Origin of the sequence: Pseudomonas kribbensis (genome assembly GCF_003352185.1) — a bacterium.
Lineage (GTDB): Bacteria > Pseudomonadota > Gammaproteobacteria > Pseudomonadales > Pseudomonadaceae > Aquipseudomonas > Aquipseudomonas kribbensis.
The window spans coordinates 3,394,149-3,411,696 of the sequence record NZ_CP029608.1 but is presented as its reverse complement, the minus strand read 5'-3'; the positions used below and the strand labels follow the sequence as shown (position 1 = coordinate 3,411,696).

General features: G+C 58.9%; 14 protein-coding genes and 3 tRNA genes. 8 read left to right on the top strand and 9 right to left on the bottom strand.

Annotated elements, in window-relative coordinates:
- Position 1 precedes the first annotated feature (1 nt).
- From DLD99_RS15535 to DLD99_RS15500, 8 genes are all read right to left on the bottom strand, one after another.
- Positions 2 to 1,393, bottom strand: a complete 1,392-nt coding sequence (locus tag DLD99_RS15535) for a GntP family permease (protein WP_114883408.1) — start codon at positions 1,391 to 1,393, stop codon at positions 2 to 4.
- Positions 1,394 to 1,666: 273 nt separating this feature from the next.
- Positions 1,667 to 3,082 (bottom strand): sigma-54 interaction domain-containing protein, encoded by a 1,416-nt coding sequence (locus DLD99_RS15530; protein WP_114883406.1) that lies wholly within the window; start codon positions 3,080 to 3,082, stop codon positions 1,667 to 1,669.
- 40 nt (positions 3,083 to 3,122) lie between these two features.
- On the bottom strand, positions 3,123 to 4,697 hold the full coding sequence (locus DLD99_RS15525; protein WP_114883387.1) for an ABC transporter ATP-binding protein: 1,575 nt from the start codon (positions 4,695 to 4,697) through the stop codon (positions 3,123 to 3,125).
- Positions 4,698 to 4,710: 13 nt separating this feature from the next.
- A complete protein-coding gene (locus DLD99_RS15520) occupies positions 4,711 to 5,733 on the bottom strand; it encodes an ABC transporter permease (protein WP_114883385.1) in 1,023 nt (340 codons plus the stop codon).
- Positions 5,733 to 6,794, bottom strand: a complete 1,062-nt coding sequence (locus DLD99_RS15515) for a microcin C ABC transporter permease YejB (protein ID WP_114883383.1) — start codon at positions 6,792 to 6,794, stop codon at positions 5,733 to 5,735. Before DLD99_RS15515 ends, DLD99_RS15520 begins: the two co-directional genes overlap by 1 nt.
- A complete protein-coding gene (locus DLD99_RS15510) occupies positions 6,794 to 8,662 on the bottom strand; it encodes an extracellular solute-binding protein (RefSeq protein WP_114883382.1) in 1,869 nt (622 codons plus the stop codon). The genes DLD99_RS15515 and DLD99_RS15510 overlap by 1 nt, the downstream gene beginning before the upstream one ends.
- 135 nt (positions 8,663 to 8,797) lie before the next feature.
- Positions 8,798 to 9,079: a peptidylprolyl isomerase gene (locus tag DLD99_RS15505; protein WP_041478733.1), complete on the bottom strand. Its 282-nt coding sequence runs from the start codon at positions 9,077 to 9,079 to the stop codon at positions 8,798 to 8,800.
- 97 nt (positions 9,080 to 9,176) lie between these two features.
- Complete coding sequence (locus DLD99_RS15500; RefSeq protein ID WP_114883380.1) at positions 9,177 to 10,046, bottom strand: esterase/lipase family protein; 870 nt, start codon at positions 10,044 to 10,046, stop codon at positions 9,177 to 9,179.
- A 337-nt stretch (positions 10,047 to 10,383) separates the two neighbouring features.
- Between DLD99_RS15500 and DLD99_RS15490 the strand changes: the two genes are divergently transcribed.
- A complete protein-coding gene (locus tag DLD99_RS15490) occupies positions 10,384 to 11,493 on the top strand; it encodes a hypothetical protein (protein WP_244220742.1) in 1,110 nt (369 codons plus the stop codon).
- 47 nt (positions 11,494 to 11,540) lie between these two features.
- On the opposite strand, the gene DLD99_RS15485 is transcribed toward DLD99_RS15490, so the two are convergent.
- Positions 11,541 to 12,617 carry a 3-deoxy-7-phosphoheptulonate synthase gene (locus DLD99_RS15485; protein ID WP_114883377.1) on the bottom strand — a complete coding sequence of 359 codons (1,077 nt, stop codon included), beginning with the start codon at positions 12,615 to 12,617 and terminating at the stop codon, positions 11,541 to 11,543.
- A gap of 645 nt (positions 12,618 to 13,262) precedes the next feature.
- Here DLD99_RS15485 and DLD99_RS15480 point away from each other — a divergent pair.
- The 7 genes from DLD99_RS15480 to DLD99_RS15450 all read left to right on the top strand — a co-directional run bounded on the left by DLD99_RS15480 (position 13,263) and on the right by DLD99_RS15450 (position 17,453).
- Positions 13,263 to 13,727 (top strand): GNAT family N-acetyltransferase, encoded by a 465-nt coding sequence (locus DLD99_RS15480; protein ID WP_114883375.1) that lies wholly within the window; start codon positions 13,263 to 13,265, stop codon positions 13,725 to 13,727.
- 127 nt (positions 13,728 to 13,854) lie between these two features.
- Positions 13,855 to 14,496, top strand: a complete 642-nt coding sequence (gene gacA, locus DLD99_RS15475) for a response regulator transcription factor GacA (protein ID WP_114883372.1) — start codon at positions 13,855 to 13,857, stop codon at positions 14,494 to 14,496.
- A gap of 2 nt (positions 14,497 to 14,498) precedes the next feature.
- Positions 14,499 to 16,322: an excinuclease ABC subunit UvrC gene (gene uvrC, locus DLD99_RS15470; protein WP_114883370.1), complete on the top strand. Its 1,824-nt coding sequence runs from the start codon at positions 14,499 to 14,501 to the stop codon at positions 16,320 to 16,322.
- 32 nt (positions 16,323 to 16,354) lie between these two features.
- Positions 16,355 to 16,915 carry a CDP-diacylglycerol--glycerol-3-phosphate 3-phosphatidyltransferase gene (pgsA, locus tag DLD99_RS15465; protein WP_085603312.1) on the top strand — a complete coding sequence of 187 codons (561 nt, stop codon included), beginning with the start codon at positions 16,355 to 16,357 and terminating at the stop codon, positions 16,913 to 16,915.
- A gap of 60 nt (positions 16,916 to 16,975) precedes the next feature.
- A tRNA-Gly gene (locus DLD99_RS15460) sits at positions 16,976 to 17,051 on the top strand.
- 47 nt (positions 17,052 to 17,098) lie between these two features.
- A tRNA-Cys gene (locus DLD99_RS15455) sits at positions 17,099 to 17,172 on the top strand.
- 194 nt (positions 17,173 to 17,366) lie between these two features.
- Positions 17,367 to 17,453: transfer RNA gene (locus DLD99_RS15450), tRNA-Leu, on the top strand.
- The last annotated feature ends 95 nt before the right edge of the window (positions 17,454 to 17,548 follow it).

The following is a 17,548-nucleotide window of genomic DNA, read 5'->3' as shown; positions in this document are numbered from 1 at the left end:
CTCACACAATGCCAGTGGCGTAGAAAGTGCCGATTACCACGAAAACCGCCAGGGTCTTGATCAGCGTAATACAGAAAATGTCCTTGTAGGCCTCACGGTGAGTCAGACCGGTGACCGCCAGCAACGTGATGACCGCGCCGTTGTGCGGCAAGGTGTCCATGCCGCCGCTGGCCATCGCGGCCACCCGGTGCAGCACTTCCAGCGGAATGTTGGCGGCGTGGGCGGCGCTGATGAATTGTTCAGACATCGCCGCCAGGGCGATGCTCATACCGCCCGACGCGGAGCCGGTGATGCCGGCCAGCAGGGTCACGGTGATCGCTTCGTTGACCAGCGGATTGGGAATGCTCTTGAGCCAGTCGGCCAGCACCAGAAAACCCGGCAACGAGGCGATGACCGCGCCGAAACCGTATTCCGACGCGGTGTTCATCGCCGCCAGCAGTGCGCCGCTGACCGCGCTTTTGCTGCCCTCGGCGAGCTTGCTTTTGATCGCTTTAAAACCGAATGCCAGCACCATCAGGATGCCCACCAGCAAAGCAGCCTGCACCGCCCAGATCGCGGTGAGCTTGGCAATTTCAGTGGTAACCGGTGCGGCCATGCCTGGCAGCGCGAGGCTGTGGGTCTTGCCGTACCACTGCGGAATCCATTGGGTGAACAGCAGGTTCATGATGCCCACTGCCAGCAACGGCGACAGGGCGATCCACGGGTTGGGCAATTTCAGGTCTTCGGCAGTTTCCGGTTCGTTGCGCAGTTCGGTGCCGTAGCCTTCACCGGCACGCTGAGCCTTGTTGCGCTGACGCTGCAAGAACAGCATGCCGGCGCAGAACACGAAAATCGTCCCGATCACACCCAACCAGGGTGCTGCCCATGCGGTGGTGTTGAAGAAGGCGCTGGGGATGATGTTCTGGATCTGTGGCGTGCCGGGCAGGGCGTCCATGGTGAACGAGAACGCGCCGAGGGCGATGGTCGCCGGGATCAGGCGCTTGGGGATGTTGCTCTGGCGGAACATTTCCGCTGCGAACGGGTAGACCGCAAACACCACCACGAACAGCGAAACGCCGCCGTAGGTGAGCAGGGCGCAGACCAGCACGATCACCAGCATTGCCTGGCGCGTGCCGAGCAAGCGAATCGCTGCCGCGACAATCGACCGCGAGAATCCCGACAGCTCGATCAGTTTGCCGAACACGGCGCCGAGCAGGAACACGGGAAAGTAGAGTTTGATGAAGCCGACCATCTTCTCCATGAACACCCCGGTGAAGGCGGGGGCGACAGCGGACGGGTCGGTGAGCAGGACGGCGCCGAGGGCGGCAATCGGGGCAAAAAGGATAACGCTGTAGCCACGGTAGGCCGCGAGCATCAGCAGCGCGAGGGCTGCCAAGGCGATGATCACACTCATGGTGTGCTCCTTCGATTGTTATTTTTGTGGGTGGAACGGGTGTGAGAGGGGCTTTAGCGAGAACTGTGCCAGATGGTTAACTTATTGAAATAAAAGGAATTAGTTTGATTTTTGAAGGCGGCTTTCGAGGTTTTGTCTCTGTTTTGAGACTTTTATGGCTGTGATGGCGCTTTCGCGGGCAAGCCCGCTCCCACAGTTGAACGCTTTCCCCTGTGGGAGCGGGCTTGCCCGCGAAGCTTTTGATGTAGTCCGGATCTAGAGAATGGTGTCTCTTTATTGAGACTCTGCGATTCCCAGCGCAATCATTTTCTTGTACAGCGTCGAACGCCCAAGCCCCAATCGTTCAGCTGCTTCGATGACTCTGCCCCCGCATTGCGCGAGGGTCGATTGAATCAACTGCCGGTCAAAACGCTCCCGCGCCTGACTGAAGGTCTCATGGGTTACAGGCTGTGACGGGGGCGGCAGTGCGCGCTCAACGGGTGTAAACGTACCGATCGCAGAGCGAATGTCGTTCGCCGTCAGCATCAAGTCATCACTGAGCAGCGCGGCGCGCTCCAGCACATTGCGCAACTCGCGGATATTCCCCGGCCAGGCATGCTGCCCCAGTAATTCCAGCGCTTCGCGATTGAGCTCATGCTGACTGCGCAACTCCTCAAGAATCGCTTCACTGAGGGCCGGTAGATCGTCCAGCCGTTCACGCAGCGGCGGTACCTGAATCGGCAGCACGTTAAGCCGGTAGTACAAATCCGCGCGGAACTCACCACGCTTGATCGCTGCCTCCAGATCCGTCGAAGTCGCGGCAATCACCCGCACATCACTCTGGATTACGTCGTTGGAGCCTACGGGTTCGAATTCCTTTTCCTGCAATACCCGCAGCAATTTGCTTTGCAATGGCAACGGCATGTCGCCGATCTCATCGAGAAACAGTGTCCCGCCCTGAGCGATCTGCAACTTGCCGGTGCGGCCCTTGCGGTCGGCCCCGGTGAAGGCACCGGGGGCGGTGCCAAAGAACTCCGCTTCGAGCAGCGCTTCAGGAATCGCGGCACTGTTGATACTGACGAACGCCTTGTGCGCCCGGGGCGAAGCGCCGTGAATGGCTTGCGCCAGCAACTCCTTGCCGCTGCCGGTTTCGCCCAGCAGCAGGACTGGTGATTCGGCGCTGGCGCTGCGCCGGGCGCGGCGTTTGACCTCAAGGCTCGCAGCACTGGTGCCGATGAAGTGGGCAAAGTTGTATTTGGTCTGCCGGGCGCGCAGCAGCGAACGGGTCGAGGCCAGTTCTTCCTGCATGCTCAGGTAGCGCTTGAGCATCGGCGACAGCGTGCGCAACTCGTCGAACAGGGCGAACCCGATGGCGCCGATTACCGATCCGGCGTCGTCATGGATCGGCAGGCGCATCACCACCAGCGGTTCTTTCGGGGTGTCCTGCATGTCCAGCAGAATCGGTCGCCCGGTGCGCACCACTTCACGCAACAGGCTGCCCGGAATCACGCTTTCGCAGGGCTTGCCGATGGCCCCGGCGGCGGAGTCTAGCCCGAAGCGCCGGGCGTAACGTTCGTTCATCCAGACGATGTTCGCATCGCGGTCGACAATCACCGTGCCTTCACTGGATTGCTCGATGATCTCGAACAACGAACGGATCGCCAGGGTGCGAACCCGTTGGTAATCCTTGAGGCTTTCGGTGGTGTTCATGGCGGCATCCATTGGCGGAAGTCAGGTGGCGCGATTATGCCTATCCCGGATGAGCCGCGGCCAACAGCTCTTTGGTATAGGGGTGCTGCGGTGAGTCGAACACGTCATGGCTGGCACCGCGTTCGACCACTTTGCCGTCCTTGATCACGATCATGTCGTGGGCCAATGCCCGCACCACCGCCAGATCGTGACTGATGAACAGATACGTCAGGCCGTGTTTTTCCTGAAGCTGGCGGAGCAGGGCGACGACCTGCTTCTGCACGGTGCGGTCCAGCGCCGAAGTCGGCTCGTCGAGCAGGATCAGCGCCGGTTTCAGTACCAGTGCCCGGGCAATGGCGATGCGCTGACGCTGCCCGCCGGAAAATTCGTGGGGGTAGCGGTGACGGCTTTCGGGATCGAGGCCGACTTCCTTGAGTGCCCGGATTACCTGGTCGTCGCACTCGTCAGCGGTCGACTGGCAATGCACCTCCAGCCCCTCACTGATGATCTGCGCCACCGACATGCGCGGGCTGAGGCTGCCGAACGGGTCCTGAAACACCACTTGCATCTGCCGGCGCCACGGCCGTAGCTGTTTCTGGTTGAGGCCGTCGAGGGACTCGCCCTGAAAGCGAATGCTGCCCTCGGAGTCGAGCAGACGCAGGATCGCCTGACCCAGCGTTGACTTGCCCGAACCGGACTCGCCGACGATTCCCAGGGTCTTGCCGCGCTGGATGTTCAGGCTGATACCGTCCACCGCGCGCAGGTATTGCTTGCGCTGGAACAGCCCGCCGCCTACGACGAAATCCACCCGCAGGTCTTCGACTTCCAGCACGTTCTCCCGCTCGTCGCGGGGAAGTGCTTCCCCCTCAGGCTCTGCATTGAGCAACACGCAGCTATACGGGTGTTTCGGCTCAGTGAACAAGGTCTCGCATGGTGCCTGCTCAACGATTTCTCCGGCCTTCATCACGCACACCCGTTGGGCGATGCTGCGCACCAGATTGAGGTCGTGGCTGATCAGCAGCAGCGACATGCCGAGACGTTGTTGCAGGGATTTGAGCAGCACCAGGATCTTGCGCTGCACGGTGACGTCGAGGGCTGTGGTCGGCTCGTCGGCGATCAACAGTTCCGGTTCGCAGGCCAGGGCCATGGCGATCATGACCCGCTGTCGCTGGCCGCCGGACAACTGATGGGGGTAAGCCTTCAGTCGTTCTTTCGGTTTCTGGATGCCCACCAGTTCAAGCAGTTCAAGAATGCGTTTCTGTGCTTCTTTGCCGCCCATGCCTCGATGCAGGAGCAGGGTCTCGCCGATCTGCTTTTCGATTGTGTGCAGCGGGTTGAGCGAGGTCATCGGCTCCTGGAAGATCATGGCGATGCGGTTGCCCCGCAGGTCGCGCAAGGTCTTGGGATCGGCGCCGACCAGCTCCTGGCCGCGATAGCGAATGCTGCCGGTGGTTTGGGCTTCGCTATCCGGGAGCAGTTGCAGGATCGAGTGGGCCGTCACCGATTTGCCCGAGCCCGATTCGCCCACCAGCGCCAGACACTCGCCGGGGCGGATGTCCAGGCACAGATTGCGCACCACGGTCTGGTTATGGAAGGCGACGCTGAGGTCACGGATTTCGATCAGGTTGTCAGTCATATCAAGGATCCGTTCATGAGCGCGGGTCAAAGGCATCGCGCAATGCTTCGCCAATGAACACCAGCAGGGACAGAATCAGCGCGAGGGTGAAGAACGCCGTCAATCCCAGCCACGGTGCCTGCAGGTTCTGCTTGCCCTGGCCGATCAATTCGCCCAGGGAAGCGCTGCCCGCCGGCATGCCGAAGCCGAGGAAATCCAGCGCGGTGAGGGTGGAAATCGCCCCGGTCAGAATGAAGGGCAGGTAGCTCAACGTGGCATTCATCGCATTGGGCAGGATGTGCCGGAAGATCACCTTGCGGTCGGTCAGGCCCAGGGCCCGCGCAGCCTTGACGTATTCCAGGTTGCGCCCGCGCAGGAACTCGGCCCGTACCACGTCCACCAGCGCCAGCCAGGAAAACAGCGCCATGATCCCCAGCAGCCACCAGAAGTTCGGCTCGACGAACCCCGAAAGAATGATCAGCAGGTACAGCACCGGCAGCCCCGACCAGACCTCGAGCAGGCGCTGCCCCATCAGGTCGATCCAGCCGCCGTAGTAGCCTTGCAGGGCACCGGCCGCAATGCCGATCAGGGCGCTGACGAAGGTCAGCATCAGGGCGAACAGGATCGATACCCGCGCACCGAAGATCACCCGGGCCAGCACGTCCCGTGCCTGATCGTCGGTGCCCAGCCAGTTGACCGAAGTCGGTGGACTTGGCGCCGGTTTGTTGAGGTCGTAGTTCGGTGTGTCGTCACTGAACGGGATCGGTGGAAACAGCAGCCAGCCACCGTCCTTGCGGATCAGGTTCTGCACATAGTCGCTGCGGTAATCGGCCTGGAACGGCAACTGACCGCCGAACTCCTGTTCGGTATGGCGCTTGAATACCGGGAAGTACCACTGGCCCTGATAGCTGACCACCAGCGGTTTGTCGTTGGCGATCAGCTCGCCACCGAGGCTGATCACGAACAGGCCAATGAACAACCACAACGACCACCAGCCCCGGCGGTTTTTCTTGAACCGTTCGAAACGGCGACGGCCCAGAGGCGAGAGCTTGAACATCAGGCGTTCCTCGCGGCGAAGTCGATGCGCGGGTCGACCAGTGTGTAGCACAGGTCGCCGATCAGTTTTATCAGGAGACCGAACAGGGTGAAGATGAACAGCGAGCCGAATACCACCGGGTAGTCGCGGGACACGGCCGCCTCGTAGCTCATGCGCCCGAGGCCGTCGAGGGAAAAAATCACCTCGATCAGCAGCGAGCCGGCGAAGAACACGCTGATGAACGCCTGTGGAATGCCCGACACCACCAGCAACATCGCGTTGCGGAACACGTGGCCATACAGCACCCGGCGTTCGCTCAGGCCTTTGGCGCGAGCGGTGACCACGTATTGACGGGTGATTTCATTGAGGAACGAGTTCTTGGTGAGGATGGTCAGGGTCGCGAAGCCGCCGATCACCAACGCAGTCACCGGCAGAACAAGGTGCCAGAAGTAGTCGGCAATCTTGCCCAGTGTCGACAGCGACTCGAAGTTGTCCGAGACCAGCCCGCGCACCGGAAACCAGTTCAGCGACGTGCCGCCGGCAAACACCACGATCAGGAACATCGCGAACAGGAACGCGGGCATCGCGTAACCGATGATGATTGCCGTACTGCTCCAGATATCGAAATGACTGCCGTGGTGCACGGCCTTGCGGATGCCCAGCGGGATCGACACCAGATAGGTGATCAACGTCGCCCACAACCCGAGGGAAATGGTCACCGGCATCTTTTGCAGGATCAGGTCAGTGACCGTGGCGCCGCGGAAGAAGCTCTTGCCGAAATCCAGCTGCGCATAGTTCTTGAGCATCAGCCACAGGCGTTCATGGGCCGGCATGTCGAAACCGTACTGTTTTTCGATGTCCTTGATCAGTTGCGGGTCGAGACCTCGGCTGGCGCGGGAGGTGCTGCTCATGGTCTCGCTCGCGCCGCCACCGACACTGGCGCCGCCGATCCCTTGCAGATGGGCGATGGCCTGTTCCACCGGACCACCCGGGGCGGCCTGGATGATCACGAAGTTGACCAGCAGAATGATCACCAGCGTCGGGATGATCAGCAGCAGGCGCCGCAGTATGTAAGCCCACATCAGTGCGGCCCTCCGGGTCTGCCACGGCTGATCTTCTCGGCCGTCATCTGCTGGTTGGTCAGCGGTGTGCTGCTGATCTCCCACCAGCTTTCGATCGCTTCGTCATTGCTCGCCTGCACGGTGGGGATGCCGAAGCGGTTCCACCACACGGTCGATGTGCCCGGCGGGTAATAGTTGGGAATCCAGTAGTAGTTCCATTGCAGCACCCGATCCAGCGCATGGGCGTAATGCAGCATGTCGGCTTGGGTCGATGCGCGGATGAGGCCGTTAATCAAGGTGTCGACCGCCGGATTCTTCAGGACCATGTAGTTGTTGGCACCCGGATCGTTGGCCGATGCAGAACCGAAGTAGTTGAGCAGTTCACCCCCGGGTGAGGTGGTGACCGGGTAACCGGTGACAATCATGTCGTAGTCGCGGCTCATCAGGCGATTGACGTACTGCGAAGAGTCGATGCGGCGGATGTCGAGGTTGATGCCGATCTGTTTCAGCGTGCGCTTGTAGGGCAGCAACAGCCGGTCCATGCCGTTCTGGCTGACCAGGAAGGTGAAGCTCAACGGTTCGCCCTGTGCGTTGACCAATTGGTCGCCATCGGGTTTCCAGCCGGCCTGTTCCAGCAGTTCCAGCGCTTGCAACTGTTTGTCACGTATCAGTCCGCTGCCATCGGTTTTCGGTGCCTCGAAGACCTGGGTGAATACCTCGTCGGGAATCTGCCCGCGCAACGGTTCAAGAATCTTCAGTTCGGCAGCGTCCGGCAGTTCACGGGCGGCGAGGGCGCTGTTGGAAAAGTAACTCTGTTGGCGGATGTACATGTTGCGCATCATCTGCCGGTTGCTCCATTCGAAATCCCAGAGCATGGCCAGGGCCTGACGTACGCGGCGATCCTGGAACATCGGTTTTTGCAGGTTGAACACGAAGCCTTGCGCCGATTGCGGTGCTTCGGTTGCCAGGTGAGCTTTCTGCAGGCGCCCGTCGCTCAGGGCCGGGCTGTCGTAGCCGATCGAGTATCCGGTAGCGGAAAACTCGCGGTTGTAGTCATAGGCGCCGCCGCGCAATACCTGACGGGCGACATCGGTGTCGCCGAAGTACTCGATGCTGAAATGGTCGAAGTTGTAGAGCCCGCGACTGACCGGCAAGTCTTTGCCCCACCAGTCGGGGTTGCGTTCAAAGGTGATGCTGCGTCCGGAGTCGACCTTGCCGACCCGGTAAGGGCCGCTGCCCAGCGGTGGTTCATAGCCGCCACCGCCGGCGAAGTCACGGGTCTTCCACCAGTGCTCGGGAAACACCGGCAGGGTCGCGATGTCCAGTGGCAGGGTGCGGTTTTCATTGCTCTTGAAATCGAAACGCACGGTCAGCGGCGCTTCGACTTCGACGCCTTTGACATCGGCAAACTGGGTGCGATAACGCAGGCTGCCCTGGGTCATCAGCAGATCGTAGGTGTAGCGCACGTCTTCGGCGGTGATCGGTCTGCCGTCGGCGAAGCGAGCCTTGGGGTTGATGAAGAAACGCAGGGACAGACCATCCTCGGAGCGCTCCATCTTCTGTGCCACCAGCCCGTAGACGGTGTAAGGCTCGTCCATCGAGCGCTGGGCCAGCGGGGAATACAGCAGGCCGTCGATCTGCGTGACGCCGATGCCTTTGTCGATGTAGGGCAGGACATGGTCGAAGTGACCGATCTCGATCGCTGATCGGCGCATCGTTCCGCCCTTGGGGGCCTGGGGATTGGTGTAGTCGAAGTGACTGAAATTAGCCGGGTATTTCGCCGGTTCGCCGTAAACGGTCAATGCATGTTGCGGTGCAGCGCTCACACCGGCGGCGCCCATCAGCAGAGCCACGGCAGTGAACATCAAAGTGGAAAAAGCCAGTCGCATTGTCAGCCTTAGAGCCGGATGATCGATAAGCGCAATTTGTACGCGAGCCCGACGCTGTTCGCCAGCCGCGTGGTGTAACCAAAACACAACGGCCCGCCATCTGGCGGGCCGTTACACAGCGCAATGGACGAAGGATCAGTCCTGACGGCTGGTGACTTCCAGCAGGTGATAGCCGAACTGAGTCTTGACCGGGCCTTGCACGACGTTGATCGGTGCGCTGAACACTACGGTATCGAATTCCTTGACCATCTGGCCTGGGCCGAACGAGCCCAGATCGCCACCCTGACGGCTGGACGGGCAGGTGGAGTTGGCTTTGGCGACTTCAGCAAAATCGGCGCCGGCTTCGATCTGGGCCTTGAGTTCGTTGCACTTGTCTTCGCTGGAAACCAGGATGTGGCGGGCAGTGGCTTTGGCCATGGGGGAAATCTCCAATCAAATCAGTAAAGGGTGGAGCCTACCGGATTCAGTGGCCGATTTCTCGGCAAAGTTCCGTTCGCTTGTCTGATGCCGGCTCTCAGAGGTTGGCGGCCTGCAGGCGCAAGGCGTGCTCGACGTACAACTGAATCGAATCGACTGCTCCAGGGTGCTCGTCTGCGGTTCGGCCGAGGCTGCGCAGATGATCAATCGGATAGTCGGAACGGATCACGGTGCCCAGATGAGAGCTGTAGCGCCCGACGAAACCATCGTTTTGCAAGGGTTCGGTCATGAAGTACTGCGACAGGGCCCGGCAGAGGTCTTGCACCGGGTCGGGTTGGAGCAGATTCATTGACGGCACGACACCACTCCAGGAGTAGTAGCGCACATCATTGACCTGTGCGGCGCCTTGTCCGCCCCAGCTCTGCGGCAGGCCTTGCGGGTACTTGTCATTGAAGTCGCCGACGCCTGCGGTCGTCAGGGCATTCAATGCGGCCAATGCATTTCGCGGCAGCGCTGTGGTCCCGCTGAGCAGGCACAGAAAGTCGGAAAACAGTGTGGCCACGTTTTGCGCCACGATTTCCGGCAGCTTCCCGGGGATCAGTGCCTTGCGCAGGAAGTCCGCCAGTTCCGAACCGTGATTCGGCCCGCTGACCGATGTCACGGATGCAACCTTGTGTGGGGCAAGCGCTGCTGCATAGCGAGAAGCCAGTGCGCCCTGGCTATGGCCGATCAGGTTGACTTTGACAGCACCTGTGCCTTTGAGCACTGCGTCGATCTGGCATAGCAGTTGTTTGCCCCGTAATTCATTGTCGTGAATGGCAGACAGGTGCGGCACGAAAACCTGCACGCCAATGGCCTTCAGCGCCTGCTTGACGCCGTGGAACAGCTCAAATGGGCCGATACGCTCGAATCCGAACAAACCGTGCACCAGGAGAATGGGATAAAGGGTGGTGGTGTCTTGTCGCATTTTTCGTCCTTGATGGCAGAGGTTCATCGATATTTGCCGGGTGTCACTCTAAATCAGTCTTGGAACTCTCGATGTATGAAGCGTCTTACCCGGGAGTCGGAAACTGGGTCGGTGCGTGCAGGAAATATCTTCAAAATTTGAAATCCGGATCGGAATATCTGGACATCTTTTGCTTCGTCCAATGTATTTGTTCCGTCATTGCCTACTTGTTGCGATGCGATTGCCTCCGGAACGCGGTGTGGATGGACGACATCATTTTTCTTGCCTGACTGATGGAATAGAGGCTCTTCGACACAGAAAGCGAGCTGCAGGGCGTTTCCAGGGAGTGGAGTTACGAATGAATGGGCAGAACGTACAAGAAGTGACACGGGGCAATGTTTTAGCCGTAACAACGATAGGTTCATCGGGGCCCGCATGCCTGGGCGAACCGTCGGGTTCATTGGCCGCGGTGACCCTCGAATCGGTAGAAGGAGGTGTCCTTGATCCTTCGTTGAGCCGGGTTGTCATCCGGGTCGCACCATATCCCGACATGGCATGCGGTGACAGAGTGGTACTGAGTTGGCATGGTCTTGATATCGAGGGTTTGCCGTATCGACAGGAGTTTGCGCGATCGGTCAGCGAGGCTCAGCTGGGGAGGGATATCGTTTTTGTCATCAGCAGTTCTCATATCGCTGCGCTGGATGGCGGTACGCTCGAGGTGTTCTGGACGTTGAACAGCATGAAATGGTTGTTGCCCGTCAGCTCCCTCAGGACCCAGTTGAATGTAGGGGACGTTTCATACAGTCTGCTGCCGCCCACGGTTGACGATGCCGTTGGCGGGCATCTTGATCCGGCGCGTGTCAACGAAGGCACCACTGTCACTCTCCAGCCTTATGCCGGGATGTCGGTGGGTGATCGAGTGGAGTTGTTCTGGCAGGGGGCTGCAGAGCGCGCCTCATTCCGCGACAGCTTGATCGTCGGGCCTTTCGCTGTTGGAGCGCCGCTGGTGTTCGGTGTCGATCCTCGATTCATCATCCCGCATCCTGGCAGCGAGGTGCTTGTTCGATATGTCATCGAACAAAAAACTGGAGCACTGCGCGAATCGGGCTCCAGGAACATCACCATTGCGCCGTTGGTGCGCGGCGAACTGGCCGCACCGCAAGTGCTTGAGGCACGGGAAGGGGCGCTGGACGTACGCGAAACCATTGATGGCGTCAGCATAGTGATCAGCAATGCGCAGATGGAGGTCGGTGAGCTGGTTTATCTCAAGTGCGATGGCGAGCACTTCTTTCATCGTGATGATCGGGAAATAACCAGTGGAATGGAGATTGAGCCCCTGGTGTTTATCGTTCCCTATCGCTTCTGGCGCGAGCATGTCGGTACGGCTGTTCGAGTGTCCTATTCGATTGAGCGGCTGGATGATGTCAGTCAGGTATCCGATGTGGCACTGCTGAACGTGCAGGCTTGATCAAGCAGCCTTCCGGGCAGGCACGCTCCGGAAGGCCGGTTTCATATTCAGGCCAGGGATGGTTTCCGAAGTCGCTCCGCAGCATCGAGAAGCAGGCGTTCCGTGGCAGTGAAACCCAGGCAGCCATCCGTTACCGAGACGCCGTAGCGCAACGACGCACTCAACGGCTGGCATCCTTCGAACAGATGCGACTCGATCATCATGCCGACCAGCGAACGGTCTCCCTGGAGGCGCTGTTCCAGCACATCGTTGAAAACCTCCGGCTGACGAAGAGGGTCCTTGCCGCTGTTGGCATGGCTGCAGTCGACCATGATCCGGCTCGGGATCTTCAGTCGGCTCAGCTCGGTATGGATTCGGGACACGCTGGCGCGATCGTAGTTAGGTCCTTGATGGCCACCGCGCAGGACCAGGTGTGTATCCGGGTTGCCCGAAGTCGGAATGATTGCCGGATGGCCCTGGCTGTCTACGCCGAAATGGCGATGTGGATGAGCCGCTGAACGCATTGCGTCGACGGCAATAGCCACGCCCCCGTCAGTGCCGTTCTTGAAGCCGACCGGCATGCTCAGCCCGCTGGCCATTTCACGATGAATCTGTGATTCGGTTGTCCGCGCACCGATGGCGACCCAACTGAGCAGGTCGTCGAAGTAGCCAGCCGCCATGGGCTGCAGCAGTTCGGTGGCAACCGGCAGACCGAGGCGGATCATCTCCAGCATCAGTTCACGTGACAATGTCAGGCCGGCGGCCATGTCGTCGCTGCCATCGAGACGGGGATCGTAGGCCAGGCCTTTCCAGCCGACGGTGGTGCGGGGTTTTTCGACGTAAGCACGCATCACAAGGAGCATTTCGCCGCTGACTTCATTGGCCAGTCGAGCAAGTTTGCCTGCGTATTCGAGCGCGGATTCAGGGTCGTGAATGGAGCAAGGGCCGACGACGACCAGCAAACGGTGGTCTTCGCCATTGAGTATGGCGCGGATTGCCTGACGGTGATCGGCAACCTGCTGGTTCAAGGCATTGCTCAGGGGCAATTGCTGCTTGAGTTGCAGCGAGCTGGGCAGACGCAGGGTCAACGCTTCGTTGGCTGGATTCAGGGTGGACAGTGGCAGAGCAGAAACGGACGAGTTCATTTTCGGGCTTCCTGGGCTGGTCGCGGGTCTTTCCCGCCGACTCGGCCCTATTGGGGTGTTCGACAGTTGGCCGTAGTGGCTACGTGTGTTGGCTTGCCACCTGTGGGTGACCGATCGGAGGCGGCAGGCTGTCCCGAGCGGAGGCTGCTAAATCGCCAGGCGGTAAAACTGTCGTAGCGGTAATAAGTGGCGTAGTTCATGTCGTTATTCCTCAAGTGTCTGGTGTGTTGCTGAAAGTTCAGGGCCTGAAAAAACAAAACCCCCGGTCGGGAGGCCGACCGGGGGTTGAGAATTCTCTGGTAGGCGACCCGTCTATATGGGCGCCGTGTGGGTATCAGGCGCGCCAGTGGCTAAACCAATACCCAAAATAAAAGCTGGCTGGAGCGCAGATGCTGTTCACGCAGGCAGCCGCAACCGAGCGCTGGGCGCTGGTGGCATGAAGCTGTGCAAGGGCGTTGAACATGGTTTGTCTCCGATGAATGCGCCGAGCTTACTAGAGCCCGATACGCATCAGCAATCAGAAATTGCTATTGCCGGTACAAGAAGGCTTCTATCGGTTGAGCCCTCGGCAGGCTGTGACACACTGTGGCTTTTCAGCGGCTCAGGGTTGAGTCGCGTCGAAGTCGTATCAGGGGAGGGCGAGTCATGCAGGTGGTGGATGTGCAAACAAGCTTTGAACTGCGACCGGCATCGCCGGATGACCTGTCGTTTACGCGAGAAATCACCCGTCGGAATATGCTTCGCTATTACATCAACTACGATCTGTTGTGGCAGGACAAAGCATTCGATCTTGCCTGGGCCGGGCGCGAGAGCTGGTTGATTGAATGCGATGGCAGGCCCGTCGGTTATTTCAGCCTCAGTCGTGATGCTCGCGCGCTGTATATTCGCGAATTGCAGGTCTGCGAGGGATTTCAGGGACAAGGTGCAGGATCCTGGGCGATCGATCAGGTTGTTGCAATCGCGCGCCAGGAACGTCGACCGGCATTGCGACTGACCGTGTTCAAGAATAATCCGGCGCAATGCCTGTATCGCAGAAAAGGAATGGTTGTGCAGGGCGAGGACGAATGTTTCCTGAGGATGCAGCTCGATTTCAGTGCACCTGTGCTCTGAAACGCACGGCCGGCAAGCCCTGAATGATGAATTGAAACTTTTTATATGTTGCTTGCCGCTAGGTCTGTCTGGCAGTTTTTGCTAAGGTGTCCGGCATCCCAATAAGACCATATCGCGAGGTGTCTGCTTGATTAGGGTGCTAGTGGTCGATGACCATGATCTCGTTCGTACAGGCATTACACGAATGCTGGCCGATATCGATGGCCTGCAAGTGGTCGGTCAGGCCGAGTCCGGGGAAGAATCCCTTATCAAGGCCCGTGAGTTGAAGCCCGACGTGGTACTGATGGACGTCAAGATGCCCGGCATCGGCGGCCTGGAAGCCACGCGCAAACTATTGCGCAGCCATCCGGACATCAAGGTGGTCGCGGTCACCGTGTGCGAAGAAGATCCGTTTCCTACACGATTGCTGCAGGCGGGTGCCGCGGGCTACCTGACCAAAGGTGCCGGCTTGCCGGAAATGGTACCGGCCATCCGCCTGGTCTTTGCCGGTCAGCGTTACATCAGCCCGCAAATTGCCCAGCAATTGGCAATCAAGTCGTTTCAGCCAACCAGTGACTCTCCGTTCGATGCCTTGTCCGAGCGGGAAATCCAGATTGCGCTGATGATTGTCGGTTGTCAGAAGGTGCAGATCATTTCCGACAAATTGTGCCTGTCGCCAAAAACCGTAAACACCTACCGTTACCGCATTTTCGAGAAGCTTTCGATCAGCAGCGATGTCGAGCTGACGCTTCTGGCAGTTCGTCACGGCATGGTTGATGCCAGCCTCTGACCATGACTGAAACATTCGATTCCGGCGCCTTCCTGTCGACTGTCAGCGGGCGCCCTGGCGTTTATCGCATGTTCGACAGCGATGCGCGTCTGTTGTACGTCGGCAAGGCCAAGAATCTGAAGAAGCGCTTGGCCAGTTACTTTCGCAAGACCGGGCTGGCGCCGAAAACCGCTGCTCTCGTCGGGCGAATCGCCCAGGTCGAAACGACCATCACCGCCAACGAAACCGAAGCCCTGCTGCTTGAGCAAACGCTGATCAAGGAGTGGCGGCCGCCGTACAACATTCTGTTGCGTGATGATAAGTCCTATCCGTATGTGTTTCTGTCTGACGGGCAATTCCCTCGTCTCAGCATCCATCGCGGCGCGAAGAAGGCCAAGGGCAAGTACTTCGGGCCTTATCCGAGTGCCGGGGCCATTCGCGAAAGCCTCAGTCTTCTGCAAAAGACGTTTTTCGTGCGTCAGTGCGAAGACAGCTATTACAAAAACCGGACCCGTCCGTGCCTGCAATACCAGATCAAACGCTGCAAGGCTCCCTGTGTCGGGCTGGTCGAACCAGAGGTCTACGCCGAAGACGTACGACACTCGGTGATGTTTCTCGAGGGCCGCAGCCATGCGTTGACCAATGAACTGTCGACGGCGATGGAAGAGGCAGCAATCAATCTCGAGTTCGAACGCGCTGCAGAGCTGCGCGACCAGATTGCATTGCTGCGTCGCGTCCAGGATCAGCAGAGCATGGAAGGCGGGACTGGCGACATCGATGTGATCGCAGCTTTCGTCAACCCCGGTGGCGCCTGCGTGCATTTGATCAGTGTGCGGGGTGGGCGGGTTCTGGGGAGCAAGAACTTCTTTCCGCAGGTTGGCATCGAGGAAGACGTTGCCGAAGTCATGGCGGCGTTTCTTGGCCAGTATTTCATCAGCAGTCCTGAGCGGGATTTGCCAAGCGAGCTGATCGTCAACGTCGTTCACGAAGACTTTCCCACGCTGATCGAGGCGATTCAGGAACTTCGCGGGCGCGAACTGACGATCAGTCATCGGGTTCGCGGTACGAGGGCGCGCTGGCAGCAGCTGGCCGTGACCAACGCCGAACAGGCGCTGGGCGCGAGACTGGCCAACCGTCAGCACGTTGCTGCGCGATTCGAGGCCTTGGCCGAGGTGCTGAATCTCGATGAACCGCCGCAACGGCTGGAGTGCTATGACATCAGTCATTCCAGTGGCGAGGCAACCGTCGCATCCTGTGTGGTCTTCGGGCCGGAAGGGGCGATCAAGTCGGATTACCGTCGATACAACATCGAAGGCGTGACGGCCGGTGATGATTATGCGGCCATGCATCAGGCATTGACCCGGCGCTTCAGCAAGCTGAAGGACGGGGAGGGAAAGTTGCCGGACATTCTGCTGGTGGATGGTGGCAAAGGGCAGTTGTCGATGGCGCGTGATGTGCTCAACGAACTGGCCGTGCCGGACCTGATCCTGCTCGGTGTCGCGAAGGGCGCGACGCGCAAGGCGGGGTTCGAGACTTTGTATCTGAATGATGCCGCGCATGAGTTCACATTGCGTGGCGATTCTCCGGCGCTGCATCTGATTCAACAGATCCGTGATGAAGCTCACCGCTTTGCAATCACCGGACACCGTGCGCGTCGTGGCAAAACCCGTCGTACGTCAACGCTGGAAGGCGTGGCGGGCGTAGGTCCGACCCGGCGCAGGGACTTGCTGAAACATTTTGGTGGATTGCAGGAGCTGTCTCGTGCAAGCATCGAAGAGATCGCCAAAGCACCGGGGATCAGCAAAAAGCTAGCAGAGTCGATTTATGCAAACCTGCATAGTGAGTAGAATGCCCATTCACCTCGTAGCCAGTTGTGCCGATGAATATCCCTAATCTGATTACCGTTCTCCGTGTCCTGCTCATCCCGATCTTCATTTTGCTGTTCTATCTGCCTTACCAGTGGAGTTATCTGGCTTCAAGTTCGGTCTTTGCCTTCGCGGCAGCAACGGACTGGCTGGATGGTTATCTGGCACGACGCCTGGAGCAAAGCACACCGTTTGGTGCGTTCCTGGATCCTGTCGCTGACAAGTTGATGGTTGCTGTTGCACTGGTGTTGTTGGTGCAAGAGCACGGCAATCTGTGGCTCACACTGCCCGCTGCGGTCATCATCGGTCGCGAGATCGTCGTTTCGGCGCTGCGTGAGTGGATGGCCGAGCTCGGCGCACGGGCCCATGTGGCCGTGTCGAACCTGGGCAAATGGAAAACTGCTGCACAAATGCTTGCGTTGGTTATTCTCCTGGCCAACCCCAAGGTTTTCAGCTTTTGGGTTTTCATCGGTTATGCGTTGCTGATGGTATCGGCAGGCCTGACTCTGTGGTCGATGGTTCAATACCTTCGGGCTGCCTGGCCGCATCTGAAGACCGATGTTGAAAAGAAATAAAACTTTTTTGAATCAAAGGGTTGACGGCGCTTCTGATTTCTATAGAATGCGCCACACCAAGCGGGAATAGCTCAGTTGGTAGAGCACGACCTTGCCAAGGTCGGGGTCGCGAGTTCGAGTCTCGTTTCCCGCTCCAAGTTTGTACAGCGTTTGTTGTTGCGCTACTGACAACAAAAGCTTTGAGGCCGAGTAGCAAAATGGTTATGCAGCGGATTGCAAATCCGCCTACGCCGGTTCGATTCCGACCTCGGCCTCCACTATAAACAAGCTCCGTAGATCCATGATTTACGGAGCTTTTTTATTTGCATCACGCTGAAAGATTTAGTCTTTAAAACAGCCTTTGCAAACTTGCTTCACCGGGGAGTGATGTATATATTTCCCCCTCTGCTGCACGGGCAGCAATCTGTCAGGATTGTGAACCGGCATCAGGGCAACGCAACACCGCGCTACCGCCCGAATGGCGAAACTGGTAGACGCATGGGACTTAAAATCCCCCGCTCGTAAGGGCGTGCCGGTTCGATTCCGGCTTCGGGCACCATCTTAAATCAAGGGTTTGCGGGCGAAAGCTGATGCAAGCCCTTGTTTGTTTCCGGTCCGCAATTTTGACAGTGGTCCGCAATTCACTTCGTTGGC

Coding starts and splice junctions, on each gene's coding strand:
- DLD99_RS15535 (WP_114883408.1), bottom strand. CDS start 1,393: ATGAGTGTGATCATCGCCTTGGCAGCCCTCGCGCTGCTGATGCTCGCG.
- DLD99_RS15530 (WP_114883406.1), bottom strand. CDS start 3,082: ATGAACACCACCGAAAGCCTCAAGGATTACCAACGGGTTCGCACCCTG.
- DLD99_RS15525 (WP_114883387.1), bottom strand. CDS start 4,697: ATGACTGACAACCTGATCGAAATCCGTGACCTCAGCGTCGCCTTCCAT.
- DLD99_RS15520 (WP_114883385.1), bottom strand. CDS start 5,733: ATGTTCAAGCTCTCGCCTCTGGGCCGTCGCCGTTTCGAACGGTTCAAG.
- DLD99_RS15515 (WP_114883383.1), bottom strand. CDS start 6,794: ATGTGGGCTTACATACTGCGGCGCCTGCTGCTGATCATCCCGACGCTG.
- DLD99_RS15510 (WP_114883382.1), bottom strand. CDS start 8,662: ATGCGACTGGCTTTTTCCACTTTGATGTTCACTGCCGTGGCTCTGCTG.
- DLD99_RS15505 (WP_041478733.1), bottom strand. CDS start 9,079: ATGGCCAAAGCCACTGCCCGCCACATCCTGGTTTCCAGCGAAGACAAG.
- DLD99_RS15500 (WP_114883380.1), bottom strand. CDS start 10,046: ATGCGACAAGACACCACCACCCTTTATCCCATTCTCCTGGTGCACGGT.
- DLD99_RS15490 (WP_244220742.1), top strand. CDS start 10,384: ATGAATGGGCAGAACGTACAAGAAGTGACACGGGGCAATGTTTTAGCC.
- DLD99_RS15485 (WP_114883377.1), bottom strand. CDS start 12,617: ATGAACTCGTCCGTTTCTGCTCTGCCACTGTCCACCCTGAATCCAGCC.
- DLD99_RS15480 (WP_114883375.1), top strand. CDS start 13,263: ATGCAGGTGGTGGATGTGCAAACAAGCTTTGAACTGCGACCGGCATCG.
- uvrC (WP_114883370.1), top strand. CDS start 14,499: ATGACTGAAACATTCGATTCCGGCGCCTTCCTGTCGACTGTCAGCGGG.
- pgsA (WP_085603312.1), top strand. CDS start 16,355: ATGAATATCCCTAATCTGATTACCGTTCTCCGTGTCCTGCTCATCCCG.